At 58.4% G+C, this 293-nt stretch carries 1 protein-coding gene; it reads left to right on the top strand.

Annotated features, from left to right (window positions below; all coding sequences use genetic code 11):
* Window positions 1-293: glycosyltransferase (locus ACTFO6_RS18480; protein WP_439935835.1), on the top strand; the 293-nt coding region annotated here is incomplete at both ends.

The raw sequence follows: 293 nt of genomic DNA, 5'->3' as shown, positions 1-293 counted from the left end.
GCCGAGTCCCTGCACGTCATTTCCATGGGTGTCGACGCTCAAACGCTATTTACACCGGCACGGCGCGGTGAGAGAAGGGATCACGAGCTTTTGTTCGTGGGGCGATTGGTCGAAAAAAAAGGTTTGACCTACCTGCTCGGCGCTCTGCCTGCCATCCTGGCCAGATACCCCCGTGCAAGCTTGTCCATCGCGGGCAGCGGCCCGGAGGAAGAACGCCTTCGGTTCCTAGCCGAAAAGTTGGGAATTTCCGATCGTGTGACTTTTCTCGGGCCGATTCCAAACCCGGAGCTTCC

The organism is Pelomicrobium sp. G1, assembly GCF_051905455.1.
Taxonomy (GTDB): domain Bacteria; phylum Pseudomonadota; class Gammaproteobacteria; order Burkholderiales; family UBA6910; genus Pelomicrobium.
The sequence above is the reverse complement of the archived record's forward strand: the minus strand, read 5'-3'. Positions and strand labels throughout refer to the sequence as shown.